Source organism: Frigoribacterium sp. Leaf164 (genome assembly GCF_001423665.1).
GTDB classification, from domain to species: Bacteria; Actinomycetota; Actinomycetes; order Actinomycetales; family Microbacteriaceae; genus Frigoribacterium; species Frigoribacterium endophyticum.
In genome coordinates this window covers 790,901-813,881 of the sequence record NZ_LMOX01000003.1, presented here as the reverse complement: position 1 = coordinate 813,881, position 22,981 = coordinate 790,901, and the positions used below count along the sequence as shown (strand labels likewise).

Sequence of the window (22,981 nt, the reverse complement as noted above, 5' to 3'; positions counted from 1 at the left end):
GGGCCGGGCTGGGCCGGGCCGGGCCGGGCCGGGCCCGCTCGGGCCGGGCTGCGCCGGGCCGGGCCGGGCCCGGTGAGGCACCCCGTCTTCGCACCCGAACCCCGCCGCGGCGGGGTTCGCCTGCGAGGACAGGGTGCGTCACCGCACGCTCCGCGCGGGAACCTCGTCTCCCCCTCGGCCCGCGTCCCGTCGCACCAGCCCGGCGACGACGCACCACGTCTTCGCCTCCGAACCACGCCGCGGCGTGGTTCCCGTGCGAGAACGTGGTGCGTCCCCGTCGCCACGGCTGCGTCCCGCGCCGGAGCGACCCCCTGGCATCCCTCTTCCACTCTGGAGTGGAGGAGCGGAACTAGGCGGGCGGACCGGGCGGGCGGATGCTCCACTCTGGAGTGGAACAGCGGTCGTGCAGTGCGAGTGCCAGCGCGGCGGGGGCGCGGGCGGATCGCCGTTCCACTCTGGAGTGGAAGAGCGGATCTAGGCGGGCGGACCGGGCGGGCGGACCGGGCGGGCGGCTGCTCCACTCTGGAGTGGAACAGCGGTCGTGCAGTGCGAGTGCCGGAGCGGCGGGGGCGCGGGCGGTTCGCCGTTCCGCTCTGGAGTGGAGGAGCGGATCTAGGCGGGCGGACCGGGCGGGCGGATGCTCTACTCCGGAGTGGAACAGCGGTCGTGCAGTGCGAGTGCCGGAGCGGCGGGGGCGCGGGCGGTTCGCCGTTCCACTCCGGAGTGGAACGGCGGTCGTGCAGTGCGAGTGCCGGCGCGGAGGGGGGCGCGGGCGGTTCGCCGTTCCACTCTGGAGTGGAACAGCGGATCTAGGCGGGCGGACCGGGCGGGCGGCTGCTCCACTCTGGAGTGGATCGAGCGTCCTGGACCGTCGCTTCCGCCCCGCCGGGCGACCGCCGCCCCGTCGGGCGACCGCCGCCCCGCCGGGCGACCGCCGCCCCGTCGGGCGACCGCCAGCCCGACGGGCATCAGCCGGTCGGACGGCGTCGGGATGCGCTCACGCACCCCCGGCGGCACGGCCCGCTGCGCCGAGACGCCGTCACGGGCCCCCGGGGGCGCGACCGACGTCGAGCTCGACCCCCGCGGCCCAGACCCGGGCGACGTGCCAGTCGTCGGTCCAGACGACCAGGTCGGCGGCGTGGCCGGGCGCCAACAGCCCGAGAGGGGCTGCCCCCGCGGCAGGCGCCGCGGCGACCGCGGGTGCAGGTGCCACCGCCCCCGCCTCCGCCCCCAACCCCGCCCCCGTGCCCGCTCCCGCACCGGCCGATCCGGCAGGCGCCGCGGCGAGGCCGAGCGCCCTCGCCGGCGTCAGCGTCAGCGCCGTCACGGCCGCGACCGGCGACTGCCGCGCGGGGCCGAGGGCGAGGCGGAGGGCCGCGTCCTGCGTGAGGGTCGAGCCCGCGAGCGTGTCGGTGCCCACCAGCACGGCGCGCCCGTCCGCCACGGTGACGGCGAGCCCGCCCAGCCGGTGGTCTCCGTCGCCCGCACCCGTCGCGGCCATGGCGTCGGTCACCAGCGCGACCCGACCGGGCGCGGCGGCGAAGAGCATCGCCGCCACCTGCGGGTGCACGTGCCGCCCGTCGAGCACGAGCTCCAGCGTCACGCGCTCGTCGCCGACGGCCGCCCCGACGGGCCCGGGCTCCCGGTGGTGCAGCCCGGGCATCGCGTTGAGCGCGTGCGTGAGCACCGTCGCCCCGCGCTCGAACGCCGCGGCCGTCAGCGCGTGGTCGGCCTCCGTGTGGCCCACGGCGACCACGACGCCCGCCGACACGAACCGCTCGATCGCCTCGAGGCCGCCCGGCAGCTCGGGCGCGACGGTCACCTGCCGCAGCACGCCGGGCGCGGCGGCGAGCAGGGCGTCGACCGCCTCCGACGAGGGCGCGACGAGGTGCCGCGGGTCGTGGGCGCCCCGTCTCCCCGGGGCGAGGAACGGCCCCTCGAGGTGCGCCCCGAGCACGAGCGGGTCGCGCTCCCGCAGCGCGGCGACCCGCTCCAGCGACCGCCGGAGGCGCGGCAGCGGCGCCGCGACCAGGCTCAGGACGGAGCGCGTGGTGCCGTGCGCGCGGTGCACGGCCAGGCCGCCCTCGACGTCGGCGAGGTCGTCGTCCCAGGAGGCGCCTCCGGCCCCGTGGGAGTGCAGGTCGACCATCCCCGGCGTCAGGCGGGCCCCCGCGAGGTCGACGGTGGCGTCGGCGACCGGCACCGCGCCTCCTGCAGGCTGCCCGGGCGCCGAGGCCCGGGGGTCCGCGTCGACGGCGACGTCGAGGTCGCCCTCGCGACCGGTCGCCACGATGCGGTCGCCGTCGACGAGCAGCCACGTGCCGGGCCGCTCGCCCGAGGCGTCGACCGCGTGGGCTCCGCGGAACAGGACGGTCAGGAGCCGCCCTCCCGCCTCGCGACCAGCACGCCGGTCACGAGCGCGACGACCGCGACGACGACCGCGACCACGGGGTAGCCGAGCTGCACCCAGACGACGACGACCGCGCCGACGACGGCCGTCTCGACCAGGGTCTTGCCGACCCGGTCGGTCCGCACCACCGAGCGGGGCGACCGGAACAGCAGCCACACGGCGACGGCGAACAGCGGCGCGGCGACCATGGCCAGCACCGCCGGCCACGGGAACGGCCACGCCAGGTAGCCCCACGCCGCGAGGCTCAGCAGGCCGAAGGCCATCGTCGCGACGCGCAGCACGCCGAGCGGCGTGACGGGCCCGGTGCGCGAGGGGCCGGGGGGAGGCGCGGAGGAGGTCGGTGTCACCGGGCCAGCGTACGTCCGGCGGCTCGGCGCCCGCCCCGGCACCGCGGGCGGGACGGCCCGAGCGTCGGCGCCGCCCCCGCCCCGGCGCCCGACCCCCGCCGCTCCTAGCGGAAGACGATCGTGCGGGCCCCGTCGAGCAGCACGCGGTCCTCCGCGAACCAGCGCACCGCCTGGGTGAGCGTGCGGCTCTCCTCGTCCTGGCCGATCGCCATCAGCTCGGGAGCGCTGCGGGTGTGGTCGACGCGCACGACGTTCTGCTCGATGATCGGGCCCTCGTCGAGGTCGCTCGTGACGAAGTGCGCCGTCGCGCCGATCAGCTTGACCCCGCGGGCGTGGGCCTGGCGGTACGGGTTCGCGCCCTTGAACCCGGGCAGGAACGAGTGGTGGATGTTGATCGCCCGCCCCTCGAGCGCCGCGCAGAGCTCGGGGCTGAGGATCTGCATGTAGCGGGCGAGCACGACGAGCTCGATGTCGTAGCGGTCGACGACCTGCAGCACGCGGGCCTCGAAGGCGGCCTTCGACTCCGCGTCGGTGACCGGGTGGTGCTCGAACCGCTTGCCGTAGAACTCGGCGAGGCCCGACAGGTCGTCGTGGTTGGCGAGGATGAGCGGCACCTCGATCGGCAGCTGCCCGGCGCGCTGCCGGAAGAGCAGGTCGTTGACGCAGTGCGCGGCCTTGCTCGCGAGCACCAGCGTGCGCGTCGGGCGCCCGACCACGTCGAGGGCGTGCTGCATGCCGTAGCGCTCGACGACCGGGGCGAGCTGCGCCTCGAAGGCGGCGCGCTCGCCGGGGGCCTCGACCTGCAGGCGCATGAAGAAGGTGCCGGTGTCGTGGCTCGAGAACTGGGCCGACTCCGTGATGTTGCCCCCCGCCTCCACCACGGCCCCGCTGACGGCGTGCACGATGCCGGGCTGGTCTTCGCAGACCAGCGTCAAGGTCCAGTGCGTGGTGGCGGGGGAGTCGCTGGTCGGGTCGGTCACCAGCCCAGGGTAGTGCGGGAGGCGGGCGTGCTACGCGACCGTGGCGATCAGCAGCGCCACGAGCGAGACCAGCGGGAACACGCCCTGCAGCGTCGCCGCGCGCGCCTTCGTGCGGTCGCTCAGCACGAGCACGAGGGCGGCGGCGAGCATCGAGCCGGTGCCCGCGACGAGCAGGGACACGCCCGCGGGGGAGGCGCCCGCCGAGTCGTCGGACGCGATCAGCACGATGCCCACCACCGTGACGATCGCGAGGAAGAGGTTGTAGAAGCCCTGGTTGTAGGCGAGCGGCTTCGTGTGCTCGGCCTGGGCGTCGCTCGAGATGCCGAACGTGGCCCGGACCCGCGGGGTCGTCCAGAGCACGGACTCCATGACGAAGATGTAGACGTGCAGCAGCGCGGCGAGGGCGCCGGCGATCAGGGCGATGAGCATGGGGCCGACTCTAGGGCCCCTCCCTCGCGGGCGGGGCTCCGTTCGCCTTCTGGCACCCGGTGTTACGGCCCCGTTTCGGCTGTGTGAAGAACGTATACGAAACGACCTGGGGGCCTGTGGAACGGCTCTATGGTTCCCCTGGATCCGCCCAGAGCCGGGGCGTCGGAGAGCACGCCGCCGACGGAGCCCGGGGGCGGACGACCGTCCGTCATCGCCCCCTCACCCAGGAGACCCGTGCCCTCGTCTGCCCCTCGGCCTGCCCCCAGGCCCTCCGCCGGTCGCGCCCCGTCGCGTCCGCTCGACCGCCTCTGGCGACGCGTCGCCGTCGCCACCACCCTCTGCGTCGCCGCCGGCACGCTCGCGCTCGGGGGCCCGGCCTCCGCCGCGCCTCCCACGGTCACGACCCTCGCCCAGGGCTCGGACTGGTCGGTCACGCCCGCCGCCGGTGGGTACGTCGTCACCAAGACCCTCGACGCCCCCGTCGAGCAGCGCAGCGCCGCCCCGACCCTGTGGGCCGACGGCGTCGAGCTCGGCGTCGCGACCGAGAGCCTCGACGGTCTCACCCTCACCGTCGTGACCACCCTGCCCGTCGCGGCCACCGCCTCCTCGGTGCAGGCGGGCTGGACGGGCGAGGGCGACCCGGCCCGCGCCCCCGGCGGCCAGGCCCAGCGGCGCCAGGCCGCGCCGACGCCCACCACCGACGCCGTGCCCGACGACGGCGTCGCCGACGCGCAGCGCCTGCTCGCGGCCGACCCCGCGACGCTCGGTGCCTACGGCACCGAGCGGCTCGACTACGACCTCGGCGACGAGGCGGAGGAGATCCGCGGCTTCGGGCGGCTCGGCGAGATGCGCGCGTCGGTCACGATGCCCGTCGGGGCGACCGGCGAGCGTCCGGTCGTTATGTTCCTGCACGGGCGCCACACCTCGTGCTCGGGCGGCACCCGCAACCCGCTCGCCTGGCCCTGCAGCCCCGACCAGGTCGACGTCGAGAGCTACCTGGGGTACCAGGAGTCGGCCGACGTGCTCGCCAGCCAGGGCTACGCCGTCGTCTCGATCTCGGCCAACGCGATCAACGCCCTCGACGGCACGCTCTCCGACGACAACGGCGCGGTGGCCCGGGCCCAGCTGATCCTCGACCACCTCGCGCTGCTCGAGCAGGCGAACTCCGGCACGGCCGTCGGCCTCAGCCCCGCCCTCGCGGGGCGCCTCGACCTCGACCACGTCGGGCTGATGGGCCACTCGCGCGGCGGTGACGGCGCCGTGCGCGCCGCGCTGCTGAACGCCGAGCTGCCCGAGCCCTTCGGCATCGAGGCCGTGCTGCCGCTCGCGCCGACCGACTTCGGCCGCATGACGCTGCCCGACGTGCCGATGGCCGTCGTGCTGCCGTACTGCGACGGCGACGTGTCGAACCTGCAGGGCCAGCACTTCTTCGACGACTCGCGCCTCGCCTACGGCGACGACGTGCTGCGCTCGTCGGTGCTCGTGATGGGCACGAACCACAACTTCTACAACACGACGTGGACGCCGAGCAAGTACGCCTACTCGGCCAGCGACGACTGGGCCGCGCAGGACCGCCAGCAGGTCGACCCCGACTGCGGCTACGGCACGGCGCCCGCCCGCCTCACCGACGACGAGCAGTACGACGTCGGCACCGCGTACCTCACGGGCTTCTTCCGCCTGACCATGGGCGGCGAGCAGCAGTTCCTGCCGATGTTCGACGGCTCCGACGAGGTGCCCGCCTCGGCCGGCCGCGCCGACGTGCGCGTCACCGCCTCGCAGCCCGCCTCGACCCGCCTCGACGTGCAGACGTTCGCCGTGCCCGACCCCGCCGTGCGCGTGGTCGGCGCCGGCACGTACGCCTGGTGCGCCAGCCTCGCCGGTCGCCCGGTGCCCGGCACGCAGCCCTACTGCGCGACCTCGCTGCTGTCGGCCCAGGTGCCCGACTTCACCCCGGCGAACTTCGCGCCGTCGGTGCCGACCACGCCGTCGCTGCGGTTCACCTGGACCGAGCCCGCGTCGGCGACCGCCGCCCCGGCCGAGCTGCGCGTCCCGATGCCCGGCGGCTCGACCAACGTCTCCGGCTACGAGCGGCTGTCGTTCCGTGTGAGCCCCGACGAGACCGTCGCGGCCCGCACCGACCTGGTCGTCACGCTCGTCGACGGGAAGGGCGGCTCGGCGAGCCTGCCCGCCTCGGAGTTCGGCGACGCCCTGCAGGTGCTGCCCGGCACGAAGGCGCCGCTCCGCAAGCTGCTGCTGCGGCAGCTGGAGATCCCGGTCGCGTCGTTCACCGGCGTCGACCTGGCCGACGTGCGCGAGGTGCGCTTCACAGCTCCCCGCATCGCCGGCGGTGCGCTGCTCAGCGACCTGTCGTTCCTCGCGGCGCCGAGCGTCGGCACGGCCGCGATCTCGACCCGTCCGTTCGTCTCGGTGCCCGACGTGGCGATCGAGGAGGGCGACGGCCTCGGGTCGGTGGACGTCCCGGTGCTGCTCAGCCGCGCCTCCGACGCTCCGACCACCGCGTGGTTCAGCGCGATCGGCACGCCGAGCGGCAAGGTCGACGTCGCGATGCGGCCCCTGACCTTCGCCCCCGGCGAGACCTGCAAGGTGGTCACGGTGCCGACGACGGGCGACGACCTCTCGAGCCCGACGGCGACGACGCGGTTCCGCGCGACGATCTCGAACACGCAGGAGGGCTCGACCATCGGCGACAGCTTCGGCTGGGTGACGGTGCGTGAGGACGACGCGGTGGTGACGGTGCCGACGGCGACCGTGCCCGCGACGGTGCTGCCGATGGCCCCGGCCGTCGGGGTGCAGGGCGACGCGTGCGCCGAGGCGCAGGCCGAGGCCGGCACCCTCACGGTGTCGGACGACGTCGTGCAGCAGGGCCAGTCGCTGACGATCTCGGGCTCGGGCTTCCGGGTCGGCGAGGCCGTCGCGGTGACGATCGCCCCCGAGGCCGCCACGGCCCCCGGTGCGCCGACCGTCGCGGTGGTCGACGAGGGCGAGCCCCTCGTCGAGACCGTGATCGCCGACTCGGCCGGCTCCTTCGCGCTGGTCAGCACGATCGCGGCCGACGCCCCCGACGGGGTCCGCACGGTGAGCGCGCTCGGGGCGGGCTCCGGCCTGACCGCGACGGCGAGCTACCGCGTGGGTGCCGAGGCCGTCGTGCCGACGCCCGTCGACCCGGCTCCGGCCGACCCGGGCACGCCCGGTGCGCCGGCCCCGGGTGCGCCCGGTGCGGGTGCGGGTGCAGGAGGCGCGGTGCCGGTCGTGCCCGCCGCCTCCGGTGCCACGCCGATCACGGCCCGCCCGGGCTCCGGTGCCGGTGCCTCCGACCTCGCGTACACCGGCCCCGGCGTCGCGACCGGAGTCCTGGCGATGCTGGCGCTCGCCCTGCTCGGCCTCGGCTCGGCAGCGGTCGTCGCCCGGCGCCGTGGTCTCGAGCCCCTGACGGCGACGCAGGACGCCGCCGACGAGGCGGTGCGCGACCCGCGCTAGGTCGCAGCCGCCGACACGACGTGCCGCACGCCCCTCGGGGTGTGCGGCACGTCGTTCGTCGTGGGGGTCGCGCGGTCAGGACTCCCGCGACCGCTGCGTGCCGCAGGCGAGCGCGCCCGCCGGGACGTCGTCCATGTCGGTCGGCCCGACGTAGGCCGGCTGGAGGGGAGGCAGCGTCGTCACGGCGGCGCTGGCGCCGCCGACCGCCGAGACCTGACCGTCGAACGTCGGTGAGGTGGGGTCCGAGTCGGTCGCGAAGACGACGAAGTAGCCGCCCTCCGTGCCCTGTGTGGTCTGCGTGTTCTCGACGAGGCCGGTCAGCGTCCACGTGCCGAGGTCGGTGTCGGGTCGGGCGCTGAGCCACGGCAGGACGGACTCGACCGTGCCGTTCGCGACGGACGCCTCGTGCAGCGACGTGTTCACGACGGCCAGGGTCGCGGCCGACGCGTCCTGGCACGCCGGCGTGCTCGCGTCGGCGCCGTCGGGCCAGTCGTCGCCGCCGGCGCCCGTGCCGGCGGCGGCCTGCGGCGACGACGTCCGCGACGGAGGCCCGGCCCCCGCGTTCCCCGACGCACAGCCGGTCAGGAGCAGGCCCCCGACGACGGTCAGCACGGCGAGTGCGGCCGCCCCCTCGTTCTTCTTCGACATCTGGTCAGGCTAGGCCACTGTCGACATCAGGCGACGAGTTCGCGGGGGCGGACATCGTCGAGGCAGGGCCCGACGGCCGCCCCCGCCCTCAGGCCGAGTTGTGCCCGCCGGCCGACCACGACATGCCGCCGGCCTCGCCGCGCGGGCCCTCCTGCTGTCGCTCGGCGTCGGCCTGGGCGCGCAGGCCCGACTCGTGCTCCTGCGCGTCGAGCCGCGCGGCGAGGGCGCGCGACCGGCGCTCGCGGACGACGACGACAGCCGTGGCCGCGACGATGCCCAGGACGATGAGGGTGACGACGACCGTGGCGGTGTTCATCACGACACGCTAGCGACATCCCCGGTGACCGCAAGGGGCCCCGTCGAGTCGGCACGACCTCGCTCGGCGCCGCCGGGCGCACGGAGGGCGCCCCGCACGGCTGTCGTGCGGGGCGCCCTCGGGGTGGTGGGCGGCTAGGAGCGGTGCTGCTCGCCGCTGCCGGGGACGGCTCCCTCGGCGACGGAGGCGTCGTCCGCGCCTCCCCGGGTCTCGTCCGCAGCGGAGGCCTCGGAGGCCTCCGACGCCTCGGCCTCGGCGGCCGCGTCGGCCTCGACCGCCGCGTAGGAGGCGCTCAGCCCCTCGTCGGCGTCGTGCTCGACCCAGGCGAGGTCGTCCTTCGAGTGGTCGTACGCGGCGGGCACCAGCGCGAAGTCGTCGCCGAACTCCTCGAGGCCGTTGCGCACGCTGTGGCGCACGACACGCTCGGCGTACTGGTCGCGGAGGATGAGCGGATCGCGGCGGAGGTCCTTGAGGAACGCGATCATGATGAACGCCATGATGATGGCGAACGGCAGCGCCGCGATGATCGTCACGTTCTGCAGCGCGCTCAGCCCCGCGCCGTCCTCCCCGCCGGCGACGAGCAGCACCGCGGCGATCGCGCCGACGAGCACGCCCCAGGTCACGGTGACCCAGCGCGACGGCTCGGGGCGGCCCTGCTGCGACAGCGTGCCCATCACGAGCGACGCCGAGTCGGCGCCGGTGACGAAGAAGATCGCGACGAGGATCGCGGCGATGACCGTCGTGACGCCCGCCAGCGGGAGGCCGCCGAGCATGCCGAACAGCACCTCCTCGGGCGGGCTGCTGGGCAGCGGAGCGTCCTTCATGCGCTGGTCGATGGCGGTGACGCCGAAGATCGCGAACCAGATGAACGACACGATCGACGGCACGACCACGACGACGGAGACGAACTGGCGCAGCGTGCGGCCGCGCGAGATCTTGGCGATGAACATGCCGACGAAGGGGGACCACGAGATCCACCACGCCCAGTAGAAGATCGTCCAGCTCGACAGGAAGGCCTGGGCCTCCTCGCCCTGCGAGCCGGAGCGCCCGATCATCATCGGCAGGTCGCCGACGAACTGGGCGGCGACCGACGGGATCACGTTGAGGATCAGCATGGACGGGCCGACGAAGAACACGAAGAGCGCCAGCAGGAGCGCCACGACCGTGTTGATGTTCGAGAGGGCCTGGATGCCGCGCGAGACCCCCGACACGGCGGAGATGATGAAGGCGATGGTCAGCACCGTGATGACGCCGACCAGCAGCGTGTTGCCGGCCTGGCCGATGCCGCTGATCAGCTCGACGCCGTGGCCGATCTGCAGGGCGCCGAGGCCGAGCGAGGCCGCCGTGCCGAAGAGCGTCACGATGATGGCGAAGATGTCGATGGTCTTGCCGAGGGGGCCCTGGGTGCGGCCCTCGCCCAGCAGCGACGCGAAGATCGACGAGATCAGCGGGGTGCGGCCGCGGCGGTAGGCGCCGTAGGCGATCGCGCCGCCGATGAGGGCGTAGAACGACCACGCCTGCGGGCCCCAGTGGTACAGGACCTGCGTCAGGGCCGTGTGCATCGCCTCCACCGTCTCGGCCTCGTCGGTGCCGGGGGGAGGCGTCTCGAAGAAGGTCAGCGGCTCGGCCGCGCCCCAGAACACGAGGCCGATGCCCATGCCGGCGGCGAAGAGCATCGAGATCCACGAGAACATCGAGAACTCGGGCGCCTCGTCGTCACGCCCCAGGCGGATGCGCCCGAAGCGGCCGAACCCGACCCAGAGCATGAAGACCATGATCACGGTCGCGATCGACGTGAAGAACCAGCCGGTGTACTCGATCACCCAGGCCAGGACGGCCGAGGCGGTGGAGGCGAGGCTCCCGCCGCCGAGGACGCCCCACGCCAGGAAGGCGACCGCGAAGAGGATCGCGACGCCGAAGACGGTGCGGTCGGTGCGGAACACGCGGCCGGTCTGCTCGACGCCGAGGCCCGGGATCAGGGCGGGGTGCACCCCGCTCGGCGGCGGCTCGGTGAAGTCGCGGACGAGGCGTCGCGCGCCTCCGGCGGTGCGGTCGTGGCGGTGGTCGCCGGGCGGATCGGTAGGTCGGGGGGCCTGCTGGTTTCCTGACATGAGGAGCAATTCTCTGACTTTTGAGGCAGAAGGACCAATCGAGGCGTCGGGGACGCCCCTCGGGCGACGACCTCGACGGGGCTCACGCCCCCTTCCGGGCACCAGCCGCGACGGTGGCGACCGCACAGGCCGACGGCCACGTCACGGGGCTCCCGTGACGTGGCCGTCGGCTCTGCCCGGCCCGGGTCAGCGGGGCCGGACCGTGATCGAGTCGATCTCCGCGAAGCCGCTGCCGCCGGCGTAGTTCGGCGAGCCCTTCGCGAGCCTGATGACGTTGTAGCCGGCCTTCAGGGTGAGGGGGGCGGCGGCGGAGTCGGCGAACCGGCCCCATCCGCCCGTGGTCGGGTACGAGACCGTCGAGAACGCGCCCCCGTTGTAGGCGAGGCCCTGGGTGGACGTGGCCGCGCCTCCGTTGGCGTACCGGGTGGTCAGCGAGTAGGCGCCCGCGGTCGGCACCTCGACGACGAAGTCGACGAAGCTGTTCGAGCGGCCGTCGCCGAGGCCGTCGATGCGCCCGACGTAGCCGCCGTTCGAGGCCGTGGTCGACGACAGGCGCTGCGCGTTCACGACCGTGGCGTTCTCGGCCTCGTACACCTGCTGATACGACGTCGTCGGCCCGGCGGCCGGCGTGACGACCACCTGGTAGGCGCCCAGGTAGTCCTGGTTCGTGATCGGCACCGTGACGGCTCCGTCCACGATCGAGACGGTCGTGCTCGAGATCTGGGTGGGTGCCGAGACGTTGGTCATGCGCCCGGATCGGGGCGTGTAGTTGACCGTCACCTTGGCCTGTGCGCCGAAGCTCGCGAGGCCTCTGACCTGGACGGCGTTGTCGCCGAAGGTGCCGCCCAGGGCGACGTTGACGATCTTGCGGGTCGAGTCGTACGACGCGAAGCCGTCGAGGTCGCCCGAGGGCGTGACGGCGAGCATGTTCCCGGCCATCTCGCCGTACCACTTGTAGAGCCAGTACGAGCCGGTGGGGGCGCCGTTCCAGACGAGCCCGCCGACGGTGCCCGACTCGTACCAGTACGCCCGCTCGGCGTCGTTGATGCCCGTGCGCTCGAACTGGGCGATGTAGTGCGCCGCGACGCTGGGGGTGTCGACCTGCGACGGCGAGCCGTACTCGTTGATCGAGATGGGGCGCGGGCTGATGCCGAGCGAGCGCTCGATGGCCCGGTAGTCGGCGACGTGCTCGTCGACCGTGTTGTAGGTCTCGTCCTCCAGCTCGTGCCAGACCACGACGTCGGGCAGCGTGCCGTCGGCCTTGGCGCGGGCCATGAAGTCGCGCATCAGGTCGGGGTAGTAGCGGCTGTAGCTCGGGCCGACGATGGGCGTCGTCGTGTCCTGCAGCTTCACCTGGCGGTAGGTGCGGGTCCAGCCGTCGAGGAAGGGGCCGGCCTTCGCGGTGTCCCAGGTGCCGTCGGGCTCGTTCCAGAGCTCCCAGCCGTTGATGTTCGTCGTGCCGGTGGCGTCGACGCGCGCCTTCACCATCGTGTCGATCTTCTGGGTCCAGTCGGCCCAGCTGATCCAGCGGTACGGGAAGTCCGGGTACACGTCGGGCATGCGGGCGTACGACTGCGCACCGTCGCGCGTGAACGCCGGCGCCGTCACGAGGACGTCGCCGGAGGGGACGGTGGCTCCGTTGCCGAGCTGCTGGACCCCGGGTGCCGGCTGGGTGTGCTGCTTGAGCCGCAGCGGGGTCAGCAGGCCCGGCGCCGGCTCCGTGGTGCTCGAGACGGCGTACAGGCCGCCGGCCCCGACGTGGGTGACCGGCCGGATGCTGCTCGACGCGTCGACGACGAGCGTGTTCCCGGCGGCGCTGGCCGTCGCGCCCGGGGTGACGAGCGCCGCGACGACGGCTGCGCTCAGGCCGAGGGCGAGGACGGCCCCCATGGTCTTCTTGGTCTTTCTCATCCTGTGCTCCTTCGCGTGGACGAGCGGCGCCGCGTGGGACGGCATTGTCCGAAACCGCTTTCGCTGAGACTGACAGAGGCCTACGGATTAAGCAAGAAGGTGCCCTGAAGTGGTTTCGAGGACGCGAGGTCAAGGGTCGCCCGGCCGTAGCTCGGGCGAGCTCGCCCTCGGACGAGGGCGAGGGAGTTCGCCCTCGGCCGACGACGAGGGCCACGGCGCAGGCGCGGGCTCAGCGCCTCACGTCGGGCGTCACGCCCCGGCGTCGGTGCGCGGGATCGTCGACGCCCGCGCCTGCACGCGCACCGGCTGCGGGAACACGCCGGCGGAGACGGTCCCCTCGATGATGTCGACCAGGTGCTGCGCCGCGGTGCGCCCGAGCACCTCGAGCTCCATGTCGACGCTCGTCAGCGGGGGGCGGGACTCCCGCACGAGGAGGTCCCAGTTGTCGAAGCCGACGACCGCGACGTCGTCGGGCACCCGCAGGCCCTCGTCGCGGAGCGTGTCGAGCACGCCCCGGGCGATGTGGTCGCTGCCCGCGACGACGGCGTCGAGGGGGTCGCTGCCGCGCACGAGCAGGCGCGCGCAGTCGCGGCCCCAGGCCTCGCCCCACTGTCCGTAGAGCGAGTCGCCGCCGACGAGGCCGAGCCCGGCCGCGCGCAGGGCCCCGGCGACCCCGGCGGCGCGGTCGCGGGCGGCGGCGTACGACGCCTCGCCGTTGACGAGGGCGATGTGCCGGCGGCCCAGGCCGAGCAGGTGCTCGGCCGCGGCGGTGCCGGCCTGGACGTTGTCGGGCGTGAACGACACGTCGCCGTCGCCGGTCGAGGGCGCGTACACGTAGACCACCGGCACGTCGGCGGGCACGGCGGCGGGCGGCCGCGGGTTCGTCGTCCGGCCGACGATGAGGAGGCCGTCGACCCGTCGGGTCAGGAGGGAGTCGATCTGCAGCTGCTCGCGGAGGGCGTCGTCGCGGGCGTCGGCCAGCAGCACGGAGAGCGAGCCGGAGCCGAAGGCGTCCTCCGCCCCGAGGAGGATCGGCAGCACGAAGCGGTTGTCGAGGTCGCTCGTCACCATGCCGATGGTGCCGGTGCGAGCCGAGTTGAGGGCCCTCGCGAAGAAGTTCGGGGTGAACGAGAGGGCCGCCGCGGCCTCCTCGACCTTGAGCCGCGTGCCGGCCGCGACCTGGGCCCGGCCGTTCAGGGCCTTCGACGCCGTCGCCACCGAGACCCCCGCGACCCGCGCCACGTCGGCGAGGGTGACCGTCGTCGACCCCGCCCTGTCCCCTGTCGTGGCCATGTACCGAAATTAGTTCATGTCTGTGTTGACAAGCAAGCCGAGCAGGCATAGCTTCATGCCCGAAACCAGTTTCGGTGTCCACCCCGCACCGGAGCCGACACCCCCTACTTTCTCGACGGTGAGATGCGCGGACCGCGCGGCCTCTCTGCGAGATCCCTGCAGCACCAGAGAGGATCACCGTGAACACGAACACTCGCCGCAAGGCCGCCATCGTCACCGTCGTCGGGCTCGCCACCGCGGCCGCGCTCACCGGCTGCGCCGGCGGATCGGGCGGAGGCTCGTCCGACGCCGCGTCCGGCACCTACACCTTCTGGGACCCGTACCCCCAGTTCGACGACTCCAGCGACTGGGCGAAGCTCGTCGAGTCGTGCGGCACCGACGCCGGCGTCACGATCGAGCGCACGGGCTACGACACCTCCGACCTGACCAGCAAGGCGCTCCTCGCCGGCCAGCAGGGCAACAGCCCCGACCTGCTGCTCGTCGACAACCCCGTCGTCTCCACGCTCGCCGAGGCAGGCCTGCTCACCGACACCGACGAGACCGGCGCCGACACCTCCGCCGTCGAGGCGAACCTGCTCGCCGCCGGCCAGCTCGACGGGAAGACCTACGGCGTCCCGATCGGCGCCAACACGCTCGCTCTCTACTACAACAAGAGCGTCCTCGACGCCGCCGGCGTCGACCCGGCCTCGATCACCGACTGGGACAGCCTGACCACCGCCCTCGAGGCGGTCACCGCGGCGGGGAAGAAGGGCATCACCTTCTCGGCCATCGGCACCGAGGAGGGCAGCTTCCAGTTCCTGCCCTGGTTCTGGGGCTCGGGCGCCGACCTGACCACGCTCGACTCCGACGACGGGCAGTCGGCCCTCGCCCTGTGGACCGACTGGGTCGACGCCGGCTACGCCCCCAACTCGGTGATCGGCAACACGCAGACGACCAGCTGGCAGGAGTTCCTCACCGGCGACTACGCCTTCGGCGAGAACGGCACCTGGCAGCTGGCCGGTGTCAAGGAGTCGGGCATCGACTACGGCATCATCTCCATCCCCTCGAAGGACGGCGGCGCCGCCCCGGCCCCGACCGGCGGCGAGTTCCTGACGGTGCCCGTGCAGTCCGACGACGCGCGCTACGCGGTCTCCGAGAAGATCCAGGCCTGCCTGACGAGCACCGACAACCTCGTCGCGACCGACACGACGCTCTCGTACGTCGCCCCGACGACGGAGGCGCAGGAGGCGCAGGTCGCCGCCGACCCCGACCTCCAGCCCTGGGTCGACGCGGTCGCCGACGCGAAGGGCCGCACCAGCGACGACCTCGGCACGGACTACCCGAAGATCTCGGAGCAGCTCTGGAAGGCCGTGCAGAAAAGCCTGAGCGGGTCGTCGACCCCGGAGGAGGCCCTGCAGGAGGCGCAGCAGGCCGCCGAGTCCGCCACGAAGTAGCGAGGCCCCGGCCTGGCCACCCGGCCGGGGCGCGCACGGCGCCCCGGCCCCCGCGGCACCCCCGCACCGTCCCCCGACGAGGAGCAGCAGCAGATGACCACCGACACCGTCCCCCGCCCGGAGGCGACCCGAGCAGCACGGCCGGCCTCCCCGCCGGCCCCCGGCGCTCCGCCGGACCCCTCCGCGGCGCGCCGCCGTCGACGCGTCGAGCCGGGCCAGGCCGCGGCCTGGGCGTTCCTCGCCCCCGTGGTCGCCTACCTCGCCGTCTTCTACGTCTACCCGCTGCTGCGGAACGTCGACCTCTCCGTGCGGGACTACACGGTGCGGTCGTTCATCGACGGCACCGCGCCGTTCATCGGCCTTCAGAACTTCGTCGAGGTCTTCCAGAGCCCCACCTTCGGCCCGGCTCTCGTCAACACCCTCCTCTTCACGTCGATCTCGATCGCGTTCCAGTTCTCGATCGGCATGGCCCTCGCGGTCTTCTTCTTCCAGAAGTTCCCGCTCTCGTCGACGCTCCGGGCGCTCTTCCTCGTGCCGTGGCTGCTGCCGCTCATCGTCAGCGCCTCGACCTGGTCGTGGATGCTCAACAGCGAGAGCGGCGTGGTCAACTCGGTCATCCGTGCCGTCGGCGGCGAGCAGGTCAACTGGCTGACCTCGCCGCAGTGGGCGCTGACGAGCGTGATCATCGCCAACATCTGGATCGGCATCCCGTTCAACCTCGTCATCCTCTACAGCGGGCTGCAGAACATCTCCGCAGACGTCTACGAGGCCGCCTCGCTCGACGGCGCGAACGCGTGGCAGGCCTTCTGGCGGATCACCTTCCCGCTGCTCGGGCCGGTCTCGGCGATCACGATCCTGCTCGGCCTCGTCTACACGCTGAAGGTCTTCGACATCATCTGGATCATGTCGCGCGGCGGGCCGGGCGACGCCTCGACCACGTTCGCCATCTGGTCGTACCAGCTCGGCTTCGGCTCGACGCTGCCCACCTTCGGGCCCGCGGCCGCCGTGGGCAACCTCCTCATCGTCATGGCCCTCATCTGTGGCCTCGTCTACCTGCGCGTGCAGAGGAAGCAGGCGAACTCGTGACCGCCGTCACCACCACCCGGCCCACCGGGGCAGCGAGCCCGCCCAGCGACGCACGCCGCGCCTCCTCGAGGCGCCTCGGCCGGCGCAGCCTCGGCACCACCGTCGTCGGCGTCGCGCTGACCGCCGTGATGCTGTTCCCGATCTACTGGATGATCAACGTGTCGCTGACGCCGACGGCGCAGATGCGTCAGAGCCCGCCGTCGTGGTTCCCGGCGCAGCCGACCCTCGACGGCTACCGCGCCGTCGTCAGCGAGCAGCTGCCGTACCTCGGCACGAGCCTGCTCGTCGGGCTCGGCACCGTCGTGGTGACGATCGCGCTGTCGGCCCCCGCGGCCTACTCGCTCGCCAAGCTGCGGCCCGTCGGCGGCGGAGCCATGAGCTTCGTGATGATCGTCGCGCAGATGATCCCGCAGGTGATCATGGCGATGGGCTTCTACGCCATCTACCTCAACCTCGGGATCCTCAACGAGTGGTGGGGCCTCGTCATCGCCGACTCGACCCTCGCGGTGCCCTTCGGCGTGCTGATCTTCACGGCGTTCATGCAGGGCATCCCCGACGAGCTCCTCTCGGCCGCGAAGCTCGACGGGGCCGGCACCTGGCGCACCTTCGTCTCGATCGTGCTGCCGGTCAGCCGCAACTCGGCCGTGACCGTCGGTCTCTTCGCGTTCCTCTGGGCCTGGTCGGACTTCGTCTTCTCGTCGACCCTCAACAGCGGCGGCGACGCGCAGACCATCACCCTCGGCATCTACCGCTACATCGGCAACAACAACCAGGAGTGGAACTCGATCATGGCGACCGCGGTCGTCGCCTCGATCCCCGCGACGGTGCTGCTGGTCGTCGCCCAGCGCTACGTCGCCGCCGGCGTCACCGCCGGCGCCGTCAAGGACTGACCGTGACCACCCGGCCCCTCGCCGCGCAGCCCGTCGCCGTACCCCCCGAGACCAGGAGCACCACCGTGACCACCACCTCCCCCCGCCCCACCACGCTCGCGGGCGACCGGCGCCGGTTCGCCGGGCCCGTCGACCCCCGCACGTCGACGCTGACCCCCCTCGACGCGACCCAGGTGCGCCTGACCGGCGGGTTCTGGGCCGAGAAGCAGCAGCTCAACGCCGACGTCGTGCTGCGGCACTGTGAGGACTGGATGGAGCGCATCGGCTGGATCCGCAACTTCGACCTCGCCGCCGCGGGCCGTGACCAGGTCGACGTGGAGTGGCAGCACTCCGGCATCGAGTTCGTCGACAGCGAGGTCTACAAGCTGCTCGAGGGCATGGCGTGGGAGCTCGGCCGTCAGCACGACCCCGACCTGCAGCGCCGCTACGACGACCTCGTCGAGCGCGTCTCGGGCGCGCAGGACGACGACGGCTACCTGCACACCAGCTTCGGCCGCCCCTGGCAGCGCGCCCGGTGGAGCGACCTCGAGTGGGGCCACGAGCTGTACTCCATGGGCCACCTCCTGCAGGCCGTCGTCGCCGCGGAGCGGACGGGCACCGGCCCCCGCCTCGTCGAGGTCGGTCGCCGTCTGGCCGAGCACCTGTGGCGCGAGTTCGGGCCGGAGGGGCGGGTCGCGATCTGCGGTCACCCCGAGATCGAGGTGGCCCTGGCCGAGCTCGGTCGCGCGCTCGACGAGCCCCGCTGGGTCGAGCTCGCCCGGCTCTTCGTCGACCGTCGCGGCCGGGGCCTGCTCGCCGAGATCGAGTACGGCGCCGAGTACTTCCAGGACGACCGGCCCGTGCGCGAGGCCGACGTGCTGCGCGGCCACGCCGTGCGTGCGCTGTACCTCGCGGCGGGAGCCCTCGACGTCGCCGTCGAGACGCGCGACGACGAGCTGGCCGACGCCGTCCGCCGACAGTGGGAGGCGACGGTCGCGCACCGCACGTACGTGACCGGCGGCATGGGCTCCCACCACCAGGACGAGGCGTTCGGTGCCGACCACGAGCTTCCGCCCGACCGCGCGTACTCCGAGACCTGTGCCGGCATCGCCTCCACGATGCTGTCGTGGCGGCTGCTGCTGGCCGACGGGGACGCCCGGTACGCCGACCTGATCGAGCGCACGCTGCTCAACGTCGTCCTGGCGTCGCCCCGCGAGGACGGGCGCGCCTTCTTCTACACGAACACGCTGCACCAGCGCACCGAGGGCACCGTGCCCGACGAGCTCGAGGTCAACGCCCGCGCGTTGTCGAGCCTCCGAGCGCCGTGGTTCGAGGTGTCGTGCTGCCCGACGAACGTCGCCCGCACCCTGGCGAGCGTGGAGCAGTACTTCGCGACCCGCACCGACGACGGCGTGCAGCTGCACCAGTACGGCAGCTACGACGTCGACGTCGAGCTGCCCGACGGCACGGCCGTCGCCCTCTCGGTCGCGAGCGGGTACCCGTTCGACGGCCGCGTCGAGGTGACCTGGCGGGAGGCCACCGACCGCGAGGTCGAGCTGACGCTCCGGGTGCCCTCGTGGACGGAGGGCGCGGCCGTCACGCTGGTCGCGCCCGACGGCGAGGTCAGTCGGCACGCGACCTCGACGGTGGTCGTGCGGCAGGCGTTCGCGGCGGGCGACGTGGTCGTCCTCGACCTGCCGGCCCGCGCCTCCTGGGTGCACCCCGACCCGCGGATCGACGCGGTGCGCGGCCAGGTGGCCGTGCAGCGGGGGCCGCTGGTGCTGGCGCTCGAGTCGGTCGACCTTCCCTCGGGCAGCGTCGCCGACGTCCTCGTCGACACCCGGGTCGCCCCCGTCACGACGCCGACCGGCGCCCGGGTGGCGCTGACCCGCAGCTGGACCCGGCCGGCCCCCTGGCCGTACGGCCAGTCCGTCGCGGCGACGGTCGAGCAGCTCGGCCGCGTCGACCTCGTGCCCTACGCCTCGTGGGGCAACCGCGGGCCGTCGACGATGCGCGTGTGGCTGCCCGTGGGGGAGGGGCGGGGCTGAGGCCGGGCCAGGGCCGCGCCGTGTCGACGCGGCCCCGGGTGGGTCACTCGCTGACGCTGTCGCTCTCGCCGGCGAGCTCGCCGCCGTCGATGACGAACTCCGCTCCGGTCTGGAAGCTCGACTCGTCGCTGGCGAGGTAGACGACGAGGTTCGACACCTCGGCCGGCTCGCCGATGCGGTGCAGGGCGCCGAGCTGGTCGCCGAGCTCGAGGCCGTCGGTCATCGGCGTGCGGATGACGCCCGGGTGCACCGAGTTCGAGCGCACGTTCTCCGCACCGAGCTCGAGCGCGACCGACTTCGTCAGGCCACGGATCGCGAACTTCGACGCGACGTAGCCGTGCAGCGCCGTGGTGCCCTGCAGGCCCGCCGTCGACGAGATGTTGACGATCGAGGAGGGTGCCGACGCCACGAGTGCGTCGCGGGCGGCCGTGATGCCGAGGAAGGCCCCCGTCACGTTGATGCTCAGGATGAGGTTCCACTGGTCGAGCGTGTACGTGCCGAGTCGGCCGAAGTTGACGATGCCCGCGTTGTTGACGAGCACGTTCAGCCCGCCGAACTCGTCGACGGCCGTCGACACCGCCGCGGCCCAGTCCGACTCCGAGGTGACGTCGAGGTGGACGTAGCGGGCCGCGTCGCCCAGCTCCTCCGCGAGGGCTCGGCCCTCGTCGTCGAGCAGGTCGCCCACGACGACCCTGCCCCCCTCCGCCACGATCGCTCGGGCGTGCGAGGCGCCCATGCCCCGCGCGCCTCCGCTGATGAGGGCGATCTTGTCTGTCAGTCGTTCCATGTCGTGGCTCCCTTGCCGTCGATGTAGGTCCTGCACGTCACGACGACCGCCGCAGTTGCGCGACGCGTGTCGTCGTCTGCTCGAGAGTACGCCGACGGTCGTCGTCCGGGCCGTGCCTGGTCCGCGTCGTCGGCCAGGGCCCGTCAGCGAGCGTCCGGCAGGGCGGTGCCGTCGTCGACGTCGAGGCGGACCCTCCACCCGGCGACGCCGCTCTGCCCGGCGAGGTCGAGGGCGTCGGGCCCCGCTGACCGCAGGATGAAGCCTGGCCCGAACGGTCGAGAGGCGTCGTTCTCGTCCGAGAGAGCGACCGAGACCGCGACCGCTGCCCCGGCCTCGTCCTCGTCCTCGCCGTGGCCGGGGAGGCGCTCGACGGCGACGCTGGTCGACTCGCCGACGACGTTCGTCCACGGGCCCCCGGGGTCCGGTCGGTGGAAGCGCTGTCGGACGGCGTCGACGGAGAGGATCCGCCCGGCCACGGCGACCCGGGGCGCATCGTCCCCGCCGTGGTGCGTCTCGGCGAAGTCGACGCCGGCCGCCTCCTCCGGGCCGTACGACGCCTCGATCCACTCGCGGCCCCAGGTCAGCTCCCACGTCACCTCGTCGCCGATGCCGGCCGCCGTGCCGCAGCAGCCCTGCTCCCAGCTCGAGACGAACACTCCGATGCGCATCCGCCCAGCGAAGCACGCCGACGAGCCGCACGGGTCGGCCCCGGCCCTCGAGCTCCCTCCATGTCCACAGGTCCCGCCGTCCACAGGCGGAGCCGTGTCGTCTCCGTCCGCCCCTGGAGGTGGGTCAGCCTGGAGCCATGCCGTTCCTCGACCTCGCCGCCTGGCCGCCGGGCGCCGCCGCCGTGTTCCTCGCGGCCTGCGTCTCCGCGGTCGTCTCCGTCGTCAGCGTCGGGGCGACCGTGGCCGACGCTCGCCGGTCACGACGCCGCCTCGACGCCGCGACCGTGCGTGAGCAGTGGTGGACGAGGTGGTCGTGGACCCTGGAGAGGTGCCTGGGGCCGGACGCTGACGATCGGCGGACCGGGGTCGCCATGATGCGGGTGCTGCTTGCGCTGCCCTGGGCGACGAGTGAGGATGATGACATCGCAGCCGTGATCTCATCAGAGATCGAGCACGCTGACCGCGACCACGGAGACGGAGGAAGGCCATGACCTGGGATCGTCACGACCACCCGGAGACGATCGAGATGGCTCGTGCCATCCTCGCGTCGGTGGATGAGCGACGGGCGCGCGACGCCGCGCAGAAGGCGACCCTCCGGGGCCGTCTCGGCCGCTGGCTGCTCCGCTCCGAGCAGCGCGCCCACGCGGGCTCGCGCTCCGTCGACCCCTGGCCGGCCCGCGGGCCCGCCCGCCGCTAGGCGCCCTTCGCGGGCGTGCCGTCGGGCAGGGCCGGCCCCTCGACCGCCGCCCGCCACCGGCCTGAGGCGACGTGCTTCACCATGACGTTCACCGTCGCCGCCGTCGGCACGGCGAACAGCGCGCCGGGGATGCCCGCGACGAGCGACCCCGCCGCCACCGCGAAGACGACGGCGAGCGGGTGCACCCGCACCGCGCCTCCCATGACCAGCGGCTGCAGCACGTGCGCCTCGAGCAGGTGCACGAGCAGCACCCCGCCGAGCATCACGAGCGCCTGCACCGGGCCCGCGACGACGAGCGCGAGCAGCACGGCGAGGGCCCCGGTCACGATCGCGCCGATGACGGGGATGAACGACGCGAGGAAGACGAGGATCGCGATCGGGATGGCCAGCGGCAGCCCGAGGAACGCCGCGAACAGCCCGATGCCCACCGCGTTCGCCGCGGCCACGACCACCTGCACCCGCACGAACGACGCGAGCGTCTGCCACCCGGCGAGGCCCGCGCCGTCGACGGCCGGCCGCGCCGCGCGCGGGAAGAGCCTCACGACCCAGTGCCAGACCCCGCGGCCGTCGATCAGCAGGAAGATCGTCGCGAACAGCGTCAGCAGCCCGCCGGCCAGCACGTGCCCGGCTGCCGAGCCGAGGGCCGCGACCCCGCTGAGGATCTGCTGGCTCGCGTCCTGCAGGGCCTGCCCGGCCTGGCCGACGTACTGGTCGAACTCCCGGTCGGTGAGCTGCAGCGGCGAGGTGCGGAGGAACTCCCGCAGCGCGTCGTACGACGCCACCCCCTTCGCCGTCAGGTCGTCCGCGCCGGCCCGCACCTGCGTGACGACGAGCACGAGCAGGCCGCCGACCACGACGACGAGGCCCAGCAGCGCGATGACGATAGCGAGCCAGTGGGGGAGGCGGCGGCGCGTCAGCAGGCGCACCACCGGCTGCAGCAGGGCGCAGATGAGGATCGCGATGAGCAGCGGCACCACGATCTCCTCGAGGGTCGCGATCAGCCAGCCCGCGACGGCGAGGCAGCCGGCGACGACGAGCAGCCGCCAGCCCCAGGCACCGGCGAGCTGCATCGCGGGCGGGACGGCCGAGGCGGCCGGGGGCGAGGGGGCAGGCGGCGCGACCGCGCCCGCGGAGGCGACCCGCGCCTCCGGCACGACCGCGCCCGCGGAGGCGACCGCCGCCTCCGGCACGACCGTCGCGGCAGGAGCCCGGGGAGGCGCGACCGACACGTCGAGGTCGGCAGTGCCCGTCGAGGTGGCCGCGTCGTCGTCCGCGCGCCCGCGGTGCCAGGGAAGGTGCATGTCGTGCAGTCTCTTGGCGGGATCCGATGGAACGGCTGTGAGTCCGCAGACCCGCGCGTGCACGCGCGCTGAACGGCCACTCCGCGAGGCGCCGCGACGCCTGCCGTAGCATCGACCCGGTCCGCGGCGCTCGCCGCGGCGGAGCCGTC

At 73.7% G+C, this 22,981-nt stretch carries 19 protein-coding genes; 7 read left to right on the top strand and 12 right to left on the bottom strand.

Features of this window, described 5'->3' with window-relative positions:
• Positions 1 to 1,039: 1,039 nt before the first annotated feature.
• The 4 genes from ASF82_RS11730 to ASF82_RS11715 all read right to left on the bottom strand — a co-directional run bounded on the left by ASF82_RS11730 (position 1,040) and on the right by ASF82_RS11715 (position 4,166).
• The gene (locus tag ASF82_RS11730) at positions 1,040 to 2,290 is read right to left on the bottom strand and encodes an N-acetylglucosamine-6-phosphate deacetylase (protein ID WP_235491271.1); all 1,251 of its coding nucleotides are present in this window, start codon (positions 2,288 to 2,290) and stop codon (positions 1,040 to 1,042) included.
• 83 nt (positions 2,291 to 2,373) lie between these two features.
• Positions 2,374 to 2,757, bottom strand: coding sequence for a DUF2568 domain-containing protein (locus ASF82_RS11725; protein WP_056057190.1), 384 nt, complete (start codon positions 2,755 to 2,757; stop codon positions 2,374 to 2,376).
• Between the two features lie 104 nt (positions 2,758 to 2,861).
• Positions 2,862 to 3,737 carry a formyltetrahydrofolate deformylase gene (purU, locus tag ASF82_RS11720; RefSeq protein WP_056057188.1) on the bottom strand — a complete coding sequence of 292 codons (876 nt, stop codon included), beginning with the start codon at positions 3,735 to 3,737 and terminating at the stop codon, positions 2,862 to 2,864.
• 30 nt (positions 3,738 to 3,767) lie between these two features.
• The gene (locus ASF82_RS11715; RefSeq protein ID WP_056057186.1) at positions 3,768 to 4,166 is read right to left on the bottom strand and encodes a DUF1304 domain-containing protein; all 399 of its coding nucleotides are present in this window, start codon (positions 4,164 to 4,166) and stop codon (positions 3,768 to 3,770) included.
• A 234-nt stretch (positions 4,167 to 4,400) separates the two neighbouring features.
• Between ASF82_RS11715 and ASF82_RS11710 the strand changes: the two genes are divergently transcribed.
• Positions 4,401 to 7,664 carry a hypothetical protein gene (locus tag ASF82_RS11710; protein ID WP_056057183.1) on the top strand — a complete coding sequence of 1,088 codons (3,264 nt, stop codon included), beginning with the start codon at positions 4,401 to 4,403 and terminating at the stop codon, positions 7,662 to 7,664.
• 75 nt (positions 7,665 to 7,739) lie between these two features.
• Here the strand turns inward: ASF82_RS11710 and ASF82_RS11705 are convergent, their stop codons facing one another.
• The 5 genes from ASF82_RS11705 to ASF82_RS11685 form a co-directional block, all read right to left on the bottom strand.
• Entirely contained in the window at positions 7,740 to 8,312 is a 573-nt protein-coding gene (locus ASF82_RS11705) for a hypothetical protein (RefSeq protein WP_056057181.1), read from the bottom strand.
• Between the two features lie 88 nt (positions 8,313 to 8,400).
• A complete protein-coding gene (locus ASF82_RS11700; RefSeq protein WP_056057180.1) occupies positions 8,401 to 8,628 on the bottom strand; it encodes a hypothetical protein in 228 nt (75 codons plus the stop codon).
• A gap of 134 nt (positions 8,629 to 8,762) precedes the next feature.
• Complete coding sequence (locus tag ASF82_RS11695; protein ID WP_056057178.1) at positions 8,763 to 10,739, bottom strand: BCCT family transporter; 1,977 nt, start codon at positions 10,737 to 10,739, stop codon at positions 8,763 to 8,765.
• Between the two features lie 186 nt (positions 10,740 to 10,925).
• Positions 10,926 to 12,650, bottom strand: a complete 1,725-nt coding sequence (locus ASF82_RS11690; protein WP_056057176.1) for a CBM35 domain-containing protein — start codon at positions 12,648 to 12,650, stop codon at positions 10,926 to 10,928.
• Between the two features lie 249 nt (positions 12,651 to 12,899).
• A complete protein-coding gene (locus ASF82_RS11685; protein WP_056057174.1) occupies positions 12,900 to 13,943 on the bottom strand; it encodes a LacI family DNA-binding transcriptional regulator in 1,044 nt (347 codons plus the stop codon).
• A gap of 179 nt (positions 13,944 to 14,122) precedes the next feature.
• Here ASF82_RS11685 and ASF82_RS11680 point away from each other — a divergent pair, with 179 nt between their 5' ends.
• From ASF82_RS11680 to ASF82_RS11665, 4 genes are all read left to right on the top strand, one after another.
• The gene (locus ASF82_RS11680; RefSeq protein ID WP_082514598.1) at positions 14,123 to 15,376 is read left to right on the top strand and encodes an extracellular solute-binding protein; all 1,254 of its coding nucleotides are present in this window, start codon (positions 14,123 to 14,125) and stop codon (positions 15,374 to 15,376) included.
• Positions 15,377 to 15,469: 93 nt separating this feature from the next.
• Entirely contained in the window at positions 15,470 to 16,462 is a 993-nt protein-coding gene (locus ASF82_RS11675) for a carbohydrate ABC transporter permease (protein ID WP_056057170.1), read from the top strand.
• 128 nt (positions 16,463 to 16,590) lie between these two features.
• Positions 16,591 to 17,352 (top strand): carbohydrate ABC transporter permease, encoded by a 762-nt coding sequence (locus tag ASF82_RS11670; protein ID WP_056059064.1) that lies wholly within the window; start codon positions 16,591 to 16,593, stop codon positions 17,350 to 17,352.
• Between the two features lie 65 nt (positions 17,353 to 17,417).
• Complete coding sequence (locus tag ASF82_RS11665; RefSeq protein ID WP_056059062.1) at positions 17,418 to 19,379, top strand: glycoside hydrolase family 127 protein; 1,962 nt, start codon at positions 17,418 to 17,420, stop codon at positions 19,377 to 19,379.
• Positions 19,380 to 19,422: 43 nt separating this feature from the next.
• On the opposite strand, the gene ASF82_RS11660 is transcribed toward ASF82_RS11665, so the two are convergent.
• Both ASF82_RS11660 and ASF82_RS11655 read right to left on the bottom strand, forming a co-directional pair.
• Complete coding sequence (locus ASF82_RS11660; RefSeq protein ID WP_056057168.1) at positions 19,423 to 20,166, bottom strand: SDR family oxidoreductase; 744 nt, start codon at positions 20,164 to 20,166, stop codon at positions 19,423 to 19,425.
• Positions 20,167 to 20,309: 143 nt separating this feature from the next.
• On the bottom strand, positions 20,310 to 20,834 hold the full coding sequence (locus ASF82_RS11655; protein ID WP_056057166.1) for a DUF6578 domain-containing protein: 525 nt from the start codon (positions 20,832 to 20,834) through the stop codon (positions 20,310 to 20,312).
• A 137-nt stretch (positions 20,835 to 20,971) separates the two neighbouring features.
• Between ASF82_RS11655 and ASF82_RS11650 the strand changes: the two genes are divergently transcribed.
• Together ASF82_RS11650 and ASF82_RS11645 are read left to right on the top strand one after the other, a co-directional pair.
• Positions 20,972 to 21,325: a hypothetical protein gene (locus ASF82_RS11650; RefSeq protein ID WP_056057164.1), complete on the top strand. Its 354-nt coding sequence runs from the start codon at positions 20,972 to 20,974 to the stop codon at positions 21,323 to 21,325.
• Positions 21,322 to 21,531: a hypothetical protein gene (locus ASF82_RS11645; protein ID WP_056057162.1), complete on the top strand. Its 210-nt coding sequence runs from the start codon at positions 21,322 to 21,324 to the stop codon at positions 21,529 to 21,531. Before ASF82_RS11650 ends, ASF82_RS11645 begins: the two co-directional genes overlap by 4 nt.
• Here ASF82_RS11645 and ASF82_RS11640 read toward each other — a convergent pair.
• Positions 21,528 to 22,832 carry an AI-2E family transporter gene (locus tag ASF82_RS11640; RefSeq protein ID WP_235491269.1) on the bottom strand — a complete coding sequence of 435 codons (1,305 nt, stop codon included), beginning with the start codon at positions 22,830 to 22,832 and terminating at the stop codon, positions 21,528 to 21,530. The two genes, ASF82_RS11645 and ASF82_RS11640, sit on opposite strands and share 4 nt — an antisense overlap.
• Between the last annotated feature and the right edge of the window lie 149 nt (positions 22,833 to 22,981).